7 protein-coding genes are annotated in these 13,717 nt (G+C 75.1%); 4 read left to right on the top strand and 3 right to left on the bottom strand.

The genetic code is table 11. The features are described 5' to 3' along the window. The gene (locus QCD66_RS18600) at positions 1-3,411 is read left to right on the top strand and encodes an amino acid adenylation domain-containing protein (protein ID WP_375736321.1); all 3,411 of its coding nucleotides are present in this window, start codon (positions 1-3) and stop codon (positions 3,409-3,411) included. Further along, a complete protein-coding gene (locus QCD66_RS18605) occupies positions 3,408-7,862 on the top strand; it encodes an amino acid adenylation domain-containing protein (protein ID WP_375736322.1) in 4,455 nt (1,484 codons plus the stop codon). The genes QCD66_RS18600 and QCD66_RS18605 overlap by 4 nt, the downstream gene beginning before the upstream one ends. 175 nt (positions 7,863-8,037) lie before the next feature. Here the strand turns inward: QCD66_RS18605 and QCD66_RS18610 are convergent, their stop codons facing one another. Further along, complete coding sequence (locus QCD66_RS18610) at positions 8,038-9,126, bottom strand: PQQ-dependent sugar dehydrogenase (RefSeq protein WP_364219766.1); 1,089 nt, start codon at positions 9,124-9,126, stop codon at positions 8,038-8,040. Between the two features lie 345 nt (positions 9,127-9,471). Here QCD66_RS18610 and QCD66_RS18615 point away from each other — a divergent pair, with 345 nt between their 5' ends. Continuing rightward, on the top strand, positions 9,472-10,770 hold the full coding sequence (locus QCD66_RS18615) for an Ig-like domain-containing protein (protein WP_375736323.1): 1,299 nt from the start codon (positions 9,472-9,474) through the stop codon (positions 10,768-10,770). A gap of 110 nt (positions 10,771-10,880) precedes the next feature. On the opposite strand, the gene QCD66_RS18620 is transcribed toward QCD66_RS18615, so the two are convergent. Continuing rightward, the gene (locus QCD66_RS18620; protein ID WP_375736324.1) at positions 10,881-11,627 is read right to left on the bottom strand and encodes an alpha/beta fold hydrolase; all 747 of its coding nucleotides are present in this window, start codon (positions 11,625-11,627) and stop codon (positions 10,881-10,883) included. Between the two features lie 64 nt (positions 11,628-11,691). Here QCD66_RS18620 and QCD66_RS18625 point away from each other — a divergent pair, with 64 nt between their 5' ends. After that, entirely contained in the window at positions 11,692-12,468 is a 777-nt protein-coding gene (locus QCD66_RS18625; RefSeq protein WP_375736325.1) for a GNAT family N-acetyltransferase, read from the top strand. Here the strand turns inward: QCD66_RS18625 and QCD66_RS18630 are convergent. Beyond that, complete coding sequence (locus QCD66_RS18630; RefSeq protein ID WP_407566693.1) at positions 12,449-13,618, bottom strand: low temperature requirement protein A; 1,170 nt, start codon at positions 13,616-13,618, stop codon at positions 12,449-12,451. The two genes, QCD66_RS18625 and QCD66_RS18630, sit on opposite strands and share 20 nt — an antisense overlap. Positions 13,619-13,717: the final 99 nt, after the last annotated feature.

Below are 13,717 nucleotides of genomic sequence, written 5' to 3' on the forward strand. Positions count from 1 at the left end.
ATGACGACCACCACCACCCCGGCGGGCGCGGACCGACCCGGCCACGGCGGCGTGGCCGCCCTGTCACCGCAGCGCCAGGAGCTCCTGGCCCGCAGGCTGGCCCAGCTCGGCCTGGGCAGCGCCGCCGAGCCGGCGATCCCGCGGGTGCCGCGCACCGGGGGCGAGCAGAGCTTCGCGTGCTCGTCCGGGCAGCAGCGGATGTGGCTGGCCGCCCAGTACGACCCGGCCGACCCGTCGTTCCACGTCGCGATGTCTCAGCGGCTCACCGGCACCCTCGACGTCGGCGCGCTGCGGGCGGCGCTGCGCGACCTGGTCGCCCGGCACGAGGTGCTGCGCACCGTCTACGTCGGCGTCGACGGCGAGCCCCGCCAGGTGGTCCGGCCGACCGGCGACGTGCCGGTGACCGAGGTCGACCTGCGGCACCTGCCGGCCGCCGGGCGCGAGGACCGGGCCCGTGAACTGGCCCGGGACGCCTTCGCGGTGCCGTTCGACCTGGCCGCCGGCCCGGTGCTGCGGGCATCGCTGTTCCGGCTCGCCGACGACGACCACGTGCTGCTGGCGACCAGCCACCACATCGCGATCGACGGCTGGTCGATCGGCAACGCGCTGCGCGAACTCGCCGCCCTCTACGCGTGGCGGCTCGACGGCGGCACCGGTACCCCGCCCCTGCCCGAGCTGCCGGTCCAGTACGCCGACTACGCGCAGTGGCAGCACGACGGCACGGCCGGCGGCGCCCTTACGCCGGGGCTGGCGTACTGGCGCGAGCACCTGGCGGCGCCCCGGGCCGACGCGCACCTGCCGATCGCCCGCAGGCACGCCGGACCGGCCCGCGCCGGCGGCGCGAAGGTGCACCTGACGATCGGCCCGGACCTGGTCGAGGGACTGCGTACGGCGGCCGGCGGGGCGCGCGGCACCACCCCGTTCGTCACCCTGCTCACCACGTTCAAGGCGCTGCTGGCCCGCTACACCGGGCAGCGGGACGTCACCGTCGGCACCCTGGTCGCGGCCCGTACCCACGTGGAGTTGGAGCCGCTGATCGGCTACTTCGCCAACCCGATCGCGATGCGCACCGACGTCGACCCCGACCTGACGTTCGCGCAGACCGCCGGCCGGGTACGGCGGGCCGTCATCGACGGCTTCGCCCACCAGAACGTGCCGTTCGACACGGTCGTGCAGGAACTGGCGCCGCGCCGCGACGCCGACCGGCACCCGTTCTTCCAGACCGCGGTGATCCTGCACAACTTCACCGGCGGCGGCCCGTCGGCGTGGCCGGGCCTGGCGGTGTCGTGGTGGGACAGCCAGCTCGACGACATGCTCTTCGACCTGACCCTGGTCGGGGTGCCGCAGCCCGACGGCGGGCTGGAACTCACCTTCTCCTACCGCACCGAGGTCTTCGACGCGCCCGACGTCGACCGGTTCGCCGGGCATTTCCGGCAACTGCTCGCCGCCGTGGTCGCCGACCCGGCCCGGCCGCTCGGCGACGTGCCGCTGCTCACCGACGAGGAGCGGCGACGCGCCCTGTCCGACTGGCAGGGGCCGGCACGCGAGATCGCGGCGGCCGGGTTCACCGAGCTGTTCGCCGCCTCGTGCGCCCGCACCCCGGACGCGGTCGCGGTCGGTGACGCCGGCGGCGAGCTGACGTACCGGGAACTCGACGCCCGCGCCGACCGGCTCGCCGCGCTGCTGCGCGGGCGCGGGGTCGGACCGGAGACCCCGGTCGGGATCTGCCTGGACCGGTCGGCGGCGATGCTAATCGCGATGCTCGGCGTGTGGCGGGCCGGCGGCGCGTACGTGCCGCTGGACCCGGCGTTCCCGGCGGACCGGCTGCGGCTGATGGTCGACGACGCGGGTGTGGACGTGCTGGTGACCCAGCGGTCGGTCCGGGACCGGCTGCCCGACCTGTGCGCCGGCCCCGGCGTGGTCTGCCTCGACGACGGGCCGGACGCCGCCCCCGGTGACGTCGTGCCCACGGCCACCCCGCCCCGCGCCGACCAGCTCGCGTACGTCATCTACACCTCCGGGTCGACCGGCCGGCCCAAGGGCGTCGAGGTCACCCACGGCGCGGTCGCCAACCTGCTGCTGTCGTTCCGCGACGGGCTCGGCCTCACCGACGACGACCGGCTGCTCGCCGTCACCACGCTGTCGTTCGACATCTCCGTGCTCGAACTGCTGCTGCCGCTGGTCTGCGGGGCCCGGGTCCTGGTCGCCACCTCCGCCGAGGTGGTCGACGGAGCGGCGCTGCGGGCGCGGGCCGAACGGGAACAGGCGACGGTGTTGCAGGCCACCCCGGCGACCTGGCGGATGCTGCTGTCCGCCGGCGGGGTGCCGGCCGGCGTACGGCACCGGCTGTGCGGCGGCGAGGCGTTCTCCCGCGACCTGGCCGCCGAGCTGGCCGGCGGCCGGCTGTGGAACGTGTACGGCCCGACCGAGACGACGGTGTGGTCGGCGGCCGGCGTCGTCGAGCCCGGCGACGGGCCGATCGCCATCGGGCCGCCGATCGACAACACCCGCGTCCACCTGCTCGACGGCCGGGGCCAGCCGGTGCCGGTCGGTGTCGCCGGCGAGGTCCACATCGGCGGGCTCGGCCTGGCCCGCGGCTACCGGGACCGGCCCGCGCTGACCGCCGAACGCTTCGTGCCGGACCCGTTCGGCGACACGCCGGGCGGCCGCCTGTACGCCACCGGCGACCTGGCCCGCTACCTGCCGGACGGGCGGCTGGAGTTCCTCGGCCGCGGCGACCACCAGGTGAAGGTGCGTGGTTTCCGGGTCGAGCTCGGCGAGATCGAGGTGGCGCTGCGGGCGCAGGACGGCGTCCGCGACGCGGCGGTGACCGCCTGGCACGGCACCGCCGACGGCGACGCCCGCCTGGTCGGGTACGCCGTCGCCGACGACCCCGGCGCCGACCCGGCGGCGCTGTGGGCCGCCGTCCAGCCCGGCCTGGCCGCCCGGCTGCCCGGCTACATGGTGCCGGCGACCCTGGTCGTCCTCGACGCGCTGCCACTGACCCCGAACGGCAAGGTCGACCGGCGGGCGCTGCCGGCACCCGACTGGGGCGCGGCCGACGCCACCCCGTACGTCGCCCCGCGCGACCTCGTCGAGGCGGCCGTCGTCCGGATCTGGGAGGAGGTCCTCGACGTGCGGCCGATCGGTGTCGACGCCGACTTCTTCGCCCTCGGCGGGCACTCGCTGCTCGCCGAGCGGGTGCTGGCCCGGGTACGGGCGTACTTCCAGCTGGAGGCGCCGACCCGGGCCCTGTTCGAGGCACCGACCGTGGCCGGTCTGGCCGCCGCGCTGGCCGACCTCGAACCGGTGCCCGGCCAGGTCGCGGCGGTCGCCGAACTGCGGGCGCAGATCGAGTCGATGTCGCCCGAGGCAGTGGAACTCATGCTCGCCGAGGAGGGCGGTCGGTGACCGCGTCGACCGACCAACTGCTGGCCGTACTGCTCGCCCGGCGCGGTATCGAGGTCGCCGGCACGCAGGCGATCCGGCCCGGTGACCGCGGCGGGGACCTGCCGCTGTCCCCGGCGCAGCAGCGGATCTGGTTCCTCGACCGGCTCGGCGTCGGCGACTCGACCTACCTGATGGGTGGCGCGCACCGGCTCACCGGGCCGGTCGACCCGGACGCGCTGGCCGGGGCGCTGCGGCTGCTGGTGCGCCGGCACGAGCCGCTGCGGACCCGGTTCACCGACCACGACGGCCACCCGGTGCAGCGGATCCTGGCCGCCACCGACCCGCGCGCCGTCGTACCGCTGCCGGTCGTCGACCTGGGCGACCTGCCGGCGGCGACGCGCGACACCCGGCTGCGCCGGCTGGCCGGGTACGAACTCGGCCGCCCGTTCGACCTGCGGGAGGCGCCGCTGGTGCGGGCCGTCCTGGTCCGGCTGGCCGCCGACGACCACGTGCTGCTGCTCACCTTCCACCACATCGTCTGCGACGACGTGTCGGCCGGGGTGCTGTTCGCCGACCTGATGGCCGGGTACGCCGCCCTGGCCGCCGGCCGCGCCCCGGACCTGCCGCCGCTGCCGGTACAGTACGCCGACTACGTACGGTGGCTCGGCGAGCGCGACCCGGGTGTCGTCGCCGGCCAGGAGGCGTACTGGCGGGAGCGGCTCGCCGGTGCCCCGGCCCACCTCGACCTGCCGACCGACCGGCCCCGGCCGGACCGGCCCCGGTCACCGGCCGGCAGCCACCCGTTCCGGCTGTCCGGCCGGCTCACCGCGGCGGTCGAGGCGCTGCGCCAGCGCGAGGACTGCACCACGTTCACCGTGCTGCTGGCCGCGTTCAAGATCGTGCTGGCCCGGCACAGCGGCCAGGACGACCTCGTCGTCGGCGTACCGGCGGCCAACCGGTCGCTGCCGGAACTCGAGTCGATGGTCGGCATGTTCGTCAACACCCTGGCGCTGCGCACCGGCCTGGGTGGCGACCCGACGCTGCGCGAGGTGCTGCGCCGGGTCCGGCAGACCGGCCTCGGCGGGCTCGGTCACCGCGACGTGCCGCTGGAACGCGTCGCCGAACTGGTCCGGCCGGACCGGGGCGCCGGCCGGCAGCCGCTGTTCCAGGTGATGTTCGTGCTCAACGGCGGGCCGGGGGCGAAGCGGCCGCCGGCACCGGGCGGCGGCCTGACCGTGGCGCCGGCCGGGCTCGGCGGCGGCACCGCCCGCTTCGACCTGACGCTGCTGATGGTCGACGGCGCCGGGCCGCTCGCCGGCCAGCTCGACTACGACGCCGAACTGTTCACCCCGGCGACCGTCGCCCGGCTGGCCGCCCACCTGGAGCTGGCCCTGACCGCGCTGGTCGACACCCCCGACCTGCGGCTCGGCGACCTCGCCCTGCACACCCCCGCCGATCTGGAACTGCTGCGCTCCGGGCTGTCCCCGGCGGCCGGCCCCGGGCCCGCCGCCCCGGCCGGATACGTCGACGACCTGATCGCGGCGCAGGCCGCCCGGACCCCGCACGCCCCGGCGGTGACCGGCGACGGCCAGGAGCTGACGTACGGCGACCTGCTGTCGCGGGCCGACCGGCTGGCCCGACGGCTGCGGGCGGCCGGCGTCGGCGGGCGGACGCCGGTCGGGATGGCGTTGCGGGCCGGGCCCGACGGCATCGTCGCGCTGCTGGCGATCCTGCGGGCCGGCGGCGCCTACCTGGCACTCGATCCGGGCCACCCGGTCGACCGGATCGGCGGGCTGCTCGCCGACGCCGGGGCGACGGTCCTGGTCGGCGACGCGGCCGGCCGGGAGCGGCTGACCGGGCTGCCGGTCACCTTCGTCGACGTCACGGACACCGGGGATACGGCCGACGACGCCGGCCCGGAGCGGGAACGACGGCCGGACGACCTCGCGTACGTCGTCTACACGTCGGGGTCGACCGGCCGGCCCAAGGGCGTGATGGTGACCCACCGTACGCTGACCGCCCTGGCGACCTCGTTCCGCGACGTCCACGCGTTCGGGCCGGGGCAGCGGATCCTGATGATCCCGCCACTGACCTTCGACGCCTCCGTCGGTGACGTGTTCCCGGCCCTGATCAGCGGCGCGGCGCTGCTGGTGCACCCCGACCCGGCGGCGCTCACCGGGCCGGCGCTGCTCGACCTGTGCGTAGCCGAGCGGATCACCGCCGTCGACGCCCCGGCGGCGCTGTGGCAGCGCTGGGTCGACGACCTCGCCGGCCACGAGGTCCCCGCCGACCTGCCGCTGACGGTCATGATGGTCGGCGGCGAGCGGGTGTCGGCCGACAAGCTCGACACCTGGCACCGGCTGACCGGCGGCCGGACCACGTTCTACAACCACTACGGGCCGACCGAGGCGACGGTGTGCGCCACCGTGCTGCGGTCCGCCGGTCCCGCCGACGGGTACGCCCCCGGCGGGCACCTGCCGGTCGGCCGGCCGCTGCCGCACGTGCGGGCGTACGTGCTGGACCGGCGGATGCGGCCGGCGCCGTACGGCGCCCCCGGCGAACTGCACCTCGGCGGCGACTGCCTGGCCCGCGGCTACCTGGGCCGGCCCGACCTGACCGCCACCGCGTTCGTACCCGACCCGTTCTCGGCCGTCCCCGGCGCGCGCCTCTACCGCACCGGTGACCTGGCCCGGGTCGGGCCGGACGGCCAGCTCGAGTTCCTCGGCCGGGTCGACCGGCAGTTGAAGATCCGCGGGCACCGGATCGAACCGGCCGAGATCGAGGCGGTCCTCGACGGGAACCCGGCCGTCGCCCGGTCGGTCGTCGTGGCCCGCGGGCAGCGGCTGGCCGCCTTCGTCGTGCCGCGCGGGGCGGCGCCCGACGCCGACGACCTGCGCGCCTTCCTGCGGGCGCGGCTGCCGGAATACCTGGTCCCGGCGACGTTCACCGCACTGCCCCGGCTGCCGCTGACCGCGCACGGCAAGGTCGACCACGACCGGCTGCCCGCCGAGGTCCCGGACGACGGGCCGCCGTACGTCGCCCCGCGCACCCCCGCCGAGGTCACGGTGGCGCGGGTGTGGGCGCGGGCGCTGGGCCGCGACCGGGTCGGGGTCGCCGACGGCTTCTTCGACCTGGGCGGACACTCGCTGCTGGCGGCGCCGGTGCTCAGCGAGGTGAACCGGCGCTTCGGCACCCGGCTGCCGCTGCGGGCGCTGTTCGAGGCGCCTCGGCTGGACACGTTCGCCGCCCTGGTCGACGCCGCCCTGGCCGACACCGGCACGGCCGACACCGGCGGTGCCCCGGCCGGCCCGGTCCCGGCGGCCCCGGCACCACGGCGGGTCGACCTGCGCGCCGAGGCGGACCTGCCCGACGACGTACGCCCCGCCGGCCGGTACGTCCCGGCGGCCGACCCGGCCGGGGTGCTGCTGACCGGCGCGACCGGGTTCCTCGGCGCATACCTGCTCGACGACGTGCTGCGGCACACCACCGCCGACGTGTACTGCCTGGTCCGGGCCGGGTCCGAGGCCGCCGCGGTGGCCCGGATCGAGGCGAACCTGCGCCGGTACGGGCTCTGGCGGCCGGCGTACCCGGCCCGGATCGTCCCGGTCACCGGTGATCTCGCCACGCCCCGGCTCGGGCTTCGCGCGCGGGACTTCGACGCGCTCGCCGACCGGGTCGACGTGGTGCTGCACAACGGCGGCACCGTCCACTTCGTGCAGCCGTACGAGCGGCTGGCGCCGGCCAACGTCGCCGGGACCGTGGAGGTGCTGCGGCTGGCGTCCCGGGGGCGGCCGAAGGCGGTGCACCACGTGTCGACGCTCGGCGTCTACCTGTGCCCGGCGTACGCGTCACGGACCGTGACCGAGGCGGTGCCGCCGGACGAGCCGGACGGCCTGCACGGCGGCTACAACGAGAGCAAGTGGGTCGCCGACCGGCTGGTCCGGGCCGCGCGGGAACGGGGCCTGCCGGTGTCGGTGCACCGGCCGGCGCGGATCACCGGCGACAGCCGCACCGGCGCCGGCAACGACGACGACTACTTCAGCCGGCTGCTGCGGACCTTCGTCGACGTCGGTGCGGTGCCGGAACTGGGGTACGACGAGGACATGGCACCGGTCGACCTGGTGGCGGCGGCGATCGGCGGACTGTCGCGGCGGCCGGACGCGCTGGCCGGCGACCGGCACTACTACACGCCGGGGCTGTCGTATCCGGCGATCGCGGAGGTGCTGCGCGGGCTCGGCCGTCCGGTACGGCTGCTGCCGTACCGGGAGTGGCGGGCCGAGGTGGTGCGGGCCGGGGCCGGGGTGGCGCTCGGCCCGTTCGTGCCGACGCTGCCGGAGGAGGACGGTCCACGCGACCACCCGCTGTTCGACTGCGCCGACACCCGACGGTCGACGACGGCGGCCGGCATCCCCGCCCCGCCTTCCCCCACCACCCTCCTGAACCGCTACCTGGGCACCCCGCAACGGCCGTAGCGGGGGCACTGCCCCCGCCCCGCCGCCGCACCCCGCCGCGTTGATCAAGGGGATGTATCAGACGAACCCGGTCAAGATCTTGACAACAAGTCCTTGATCAACACGGCGGACGGACGGGGCGGACGGACTGGCGGGGCGGACACGCGGCGGACGGGGCGGGTAGGGCGGGGCCGGGTCAGGCGATCGTGGAGCGGCGGACGGTGTCGGTGCCGTTGCCGTTGGAGGTGGTGAACCAGATGGCGTTGGTGCCGGGCACCTTCTCCACCGCGCGGATGCGGCCGTACGTGCCCTGCCAGTACACCGACGACGCGCCGATGCTGGTGCCGCTCAGTTCGAGCCGCCACAGCCGCTGGCCGCGCAGTGCGCCGAGGTAGATCGCGCCGTCGACGATCGCCAGGCCGCTGCACGAGCACTCGGCGGTGCTGCGCTGCCACTTCGGGCTCTCGTACGCCGGGTTGCCGCAGGTTCCCTCACAGACCGGCCAGCCGTAGTTGCGGCCGGGCAGGATCAGGTTGATCTCGTCCCAGGTGTTCTGGCCGAACTCGGCCGCCCACAGCCGGCCGGCGGAGTCCCACGAGATGCCCTGCGGGTTGCGGTGGCCGAGGCTGTAGACCCGGCTGCCGGCGGTCGGGTTGCCGGGGGCGGCGGCGCCGGTCCGGGTGATCCGCAGGATCTTGCCGTTGAGCGAGGACGGGTTCTGCGCCAGGTTGGTCTGCTGGGCGTCACCGGTGGTGACGTAGAGGTTGCCGTCGGGGCCGAACTTGAGCCGGCCGCCGTTGTGGGTCGAGGCGCGGACGATGCCGGTGAGGATCGGCGTCGAGCCGGCGGTCAGGCTGCTGCCGCCGGTGTAGGCCATCCGCACGACCCGGTTGTCGCTGCTGCTGGTGTGCATGAAGAAGACGTCCCGGTCGGTGCCGCCGTTCCAGGTGGGTGACACGGCGCAGCCGAGCAGGCCGCCCTCGCCGCCGGCGAGCACGCCGGGCACGGTGCCGAGCAGGGTCCGCACTCCGGCGGGGGTGAGCCGGTATACCCGGCCGCTGTTGCGTTCGGTGATCAGCGCCGCCGCGCCGCCGGGGAGCCAGCAGACGTCCCAGGGGATGGTCAGGCCGCTGGTCAGCGTGGTCGGGGTCTGCGGCACGGCCAGGATCGACGCACCGTGGCCGGGGTCGCGGGCGGGGGCGGCGCTCGCCGGGGCGGCCGACGTGAGCACCATGACGGCGGCCAGCAGGGCGGCCGCGTACGACGTGGTTCGGACGGTTCTCATGCCTTCTCCTCGGAGGGTGGGAGATCGGAAAGGCAACCGGATCATCTATCGGCATCCATCGATGCCATTTCGAGGATACGGACAGCTCAACCGGCACGCATCCCGACGATGCCGCTTTTCCGCCGACGACACCCGGGCCGGGACCGCCGGACGGAACAGGCGGTCGACGCGAGCGACGGGACCGCCCGCCCGAGACGGAGGGGGACGGTGAGCCACCTGTGCCAATGCGGAGCATTGGGACTAAAGGGGCATTACGGAGAGTTTGCGGGTCCGCGATGAAGCGCCTCGACCGCGATCAGACCGTTACAGAATGTGACTCATGATCGAGGGAACGAGGTGGAGATCGTGAGAGTACGGCAACGCACCGCAGGGCCGGTGATCGTCGTCGCCGCCGCCCTGCCACTCATCCTGTCGAGTTGCACGAGCCGGACCGAGTCGAAGTCCGCACAGCAGGCCCCGCCACCACCACCAACACTGACCGTCACCCCCGCGGCCGACGCCCGCGACGTACCGCTCAGTGCCGAGGTCGGCCTGGCGGTCGCCGGCGGAAAGATCACCGCCGTGACGCTCAGCGACAGCAAGGGGGCCGCGGTCGACGGCGCGATGCGCGACGACGGCACGTCCTGGATACCGAACCGCCCGCTGAATCCCAAGCAGGCGTACTCGGTGCAGGTCACGGCCGCAAACGACACCGGGCAGACGAGCACCTGGTCGAGCGCGTTCACCACGATGGCCAAGCCGACCAAGCTCCAGCAGAGCACGCTCTACTTCCAGAACAACATGACGTACGGCGTCGCGATGCCGGTGACGGTGGCGTTCGACCCCGGCATCCCCAAGGAGTCGCGGGCCGACGTACAGAAGCGTCTGTTCGTCACCACCGACCCGCCGCAGCCGGGCGCCTGGCACTGGGACGAGTCCGGCCGCCAGGTCTACTACCGGGCCCCGGACTTCTGGAAGACCGGGACCAAGATCAGCGTACGGTCGGCGCTGACCGGCGTGCCGATGGGCAAGAACGGTCACGGCGACGCCGACCGCACGGCCTCGGCCACCGTCGGCGACCACGTCACGATGGAGATCGACAACGCGACCAAGGAGATGTCGGTCTTCAAGGACAACCAGCTGGTCAAGAAGATCCCGGTGAGCATGGGCAAGCCGAGCACACCGACGTCCAGCGGCAAGATGGTGATCATGGAGAAGTTCGAGACCACGGTCTTCGACACCCGTGGCGACCCGAACGGCGGCTACGTGGTCCAGGTCAACGACGCCCAGCGGCTCACCTGGGGCGGCGAGTTCATCCACGCCGCGCCGTGGTCCGTCGGCGACCAGGGCGAGCGCAACGTCTCGCACGGCTGCACCAACGTCTCCAACGCCAACGCCGACTGGCTCATGAAGAACACCAACGTCGGCGACCTGGTCACCATCAAGGGCACCGAGGTCACGCTCGACCCCGGCAACGGCTGGACCGCGTGGAACATGACCTGGGACGAGTACGTCAAGGGCAGCGCGCTTCCGGTGCCACCGGACCTGCGCCCGGCCGGCGAACAGGCGGCCAACCCCGGCGCCCCGGTGGCCGGCGCGCCACCCGCCGGCCCGCCCACACCGGCCGCCCCGGCGACCCCGACCCCCGCCGGGGCCGGTGACTGAGGGCCGTACCGCACGGCGGCCGCGCTGACGGCGCCGCCCCACCGGCGCCAGGGCCGGGCCCCGGACGCCTCCCACACCGATGTGGGACCGGCGTCCGGGGCCCGGCCCACTCACCGGTACGGGGCGAGCAGGTCGAGCACCGCCGCCGGATCCTCCACGTGCGCGTTGTGCCCCAGCCCGGCCAGGGTCGCGGTGGGGACGCCGAGCGCGGCGAGTTCGGCGTCGCCGACCATCGGGTCGTGCTCGCCGCGCGCCAGCACCACCGGCGCCCGGCAGCCGGCGAGCAGGGCCGGCATGTCCGGCGCGTCGACGGCGAAGGCCGCCGGGTCCATCGCCAGCCGCCACCGGCCGTCCCGCTCGACCAGGCCGGCGTCAACGGCCGGGTCCGCCTCGTCGACGAGCCCGGCCAGCCCGGAGACCCGCAGGTAACGGGCGGCGGCCTCGGCCCGCGACGGGAACCAGGTGACCGGCCGGCCGGCCAGCGCCGTCATCCGCGCCAGTTCGTCGGGCGTCCAGGCGACCTTCACGCCCAGCGCGGCGACGGCCTCGACGCCGACCCCCGCGCCGGCCAGCGCCAGGCCGACCACCCCGCCGTACGAGTGGCCGAGCACGACGACCCGGTCACCGGGTCCGAGCGCGGCGGCGACCTCGGCCGCCACGGCCGGATACGGGTATCCGGAAAGCGGCGCCGCACGACCGTGGCCCGGCAGGTCGGGAGCCAGCCACCGGCCCGGCCACCCGCTCGCCAGCGGCGTACGCCAGCCCTCCCAGACCGCGCCCGTGGCGCCAATCCCGTGCAGCAGCAGGAGCACCCGGTGCCCGCTCCCGCCGCCGCGGACACGTACCTCGTCGACCATGCCGAGCAGTCTGCCACCGGCGGGCGGACCGCGCGCCCGCCGACCGGCGTGTGATCATGGCCGGATGCCGGTACGCAGCGTCCACGACCGCACCGAACTGGCCGGCCTGCTGGCCCGCCACCCCGCCCTGTACGCGTACCAGCTCGGCGACCTCGACGACTTCTTCTGGCCGTACACGACCTGGTACCGGCGGGCCGACGCGGTCGCGCTGGTCTACCACGGCGGCGCGGTGCCGACCGTGCTCGCCCTGCACCCCGACGACGGCACCGACCAGCTCACCGACCTGCTGCACGGGCTGGCGCCGCTGCTCCCGGCGCACTTCGACGCCCACCTGTCCCCCGGCGCCGAGACCGCGCTGCACCCCCGGTTCACCGGCCACGACCACGGCCCGCACCTGAAGATGGCGCTGACCGACCCCGTACGGCTGGCCGAAGCGCGACCGGCCGGCGACGTCCTGACCCGCGCCGACCTGCCCGACCTGACCGGGCTGTACGCGACCGCGTACCCGGACAACTGGTTCGACCCGAGGATGCTCGACACCGGCCACTACGTCGGGCTGCGCCGCGACGGGGAACTGCTCGCCGTGGCCGGGGTGCACGTGTGGTCGCCGGTCCACCGGGTCGCCGCCCTGGGCAACGTCACCACCCACCCGCGGGCCCGGGGCACCGGGCTGGCCACCGCCGTCGTCGCGGCGCTCTGCCGCCGGCTGGCCGACTCGGTCGACCACGTCACCCTCAACGTACGGGCCGACAACGCCGCCGCCCGCGCCGTCTACGCCCGGCTCGGCTTCACCGTGGCGGCCCGGTACGCCGAGCACACGTTCACCGCCCGCCGGCCCTGACGCCGGCCAGCCGGGTGTCCCACACCGCCACCCCGGCCAGCACCAGCGTCGCCAGCAACGACAGCGGCAGCGGCGACACCAGCAGCCCCAGCGGCGCCAGCAGCACGAGCACGGCCACGGCCACCAGCCGGTCCCGCGACGGGCGCCCGAACACCACCCGCTTGAACAGCGCGTGCCCGGCCAGGAACAGCGCCGGACCGCCCAGCACCGTCACGACGACGGCGAGGTCGCTCCGGCCGGTCGGCCCGGCGAGGGTCAGCTTGTCACCGACGGCGGTCACGATGACGCCGGCGACGATCGGCAGGTGGCCGTACGTGTAGGCGGACCGGCCCAGCCGGCCCGGCTCCCGTACCCGGTCGATGACCCCGCCGGCCGCCTCGGCGACCCGGCCGAAATACACCCACCACAACGCGACGCTGCCGAGGAACGCCGCCGCGAACGCGGCCACGGCGGCGGGCCCGAACCGCAGCCCGGCGAAGGCGGCACCGGTCACCAGGATCGACTCGCCCAGCGCGATGATGATGAACAACTGGCAGCGCTCGGCCAGGTGCCGGCCGCTGATCCGCCAGTCCGCCGGCGTCGACCGCCCCCAGCCCGGGATCCAGAACCCCGACGCCGCCGCGAAGTACTCCCCCACGACCGCGACCGTCCACAACGCCACCCGCGACGGCCCGTCGGCGAACGCCCCGGCCAGCCACAGCACCCCCGACGCGGCCCGCCACACCGTGATCCGCTGGAAGTTGCGGCGCAGGTCCGGCCGGCCGCGGCTCTCCACCGCCGCGAACGTCGACCGGCCGACCTGCATCGCGACGTACGCCCCGGCGAACCACCACCCCCGGTCGCCGTACGCCTGCGGCAGCGTCGCGGACATGACCAGCGCGAGCAGCATCACCGCGACCAGCATCAGCCGTACGGTGGCCCGCCCGGGATCGAACCAGTTGGTCACCCACGCGGTGTCGACCCACGCCCACCACACCACGACGAGCAGCAGCAGGGTACGTAGCGCCCCCGCCGGGGTCAGGTCCGCCAGCAGCAGGTCGGTGAGCTGGGTGACGGCGAAGACGTAGACCAGGTCGAAGAACAGCTCCATCGGCGTGACCTGACGTACGTCCCCGCGCAGCAGATCAGCCCGGTCGCCCCCGCCCGTCACCGCCCCAGTCTCCGCCCCGGGAGCGGCTCCCGCCCCCGAATCCCCGCCCCCGCCTTCCGACCCGGGGGCCGCGTTGATCAAGGACAAGTCGCGCGACAG

The organism is Polymorphospora sp. A560 (assembly GCF_045781765.1).
Lineage (GTDB): Bacteria > Actinomycetota > Actinomycetes > Mycobacteriales > Micromonosporaceae > Polymorphospora > Polymorphospora lycopeni.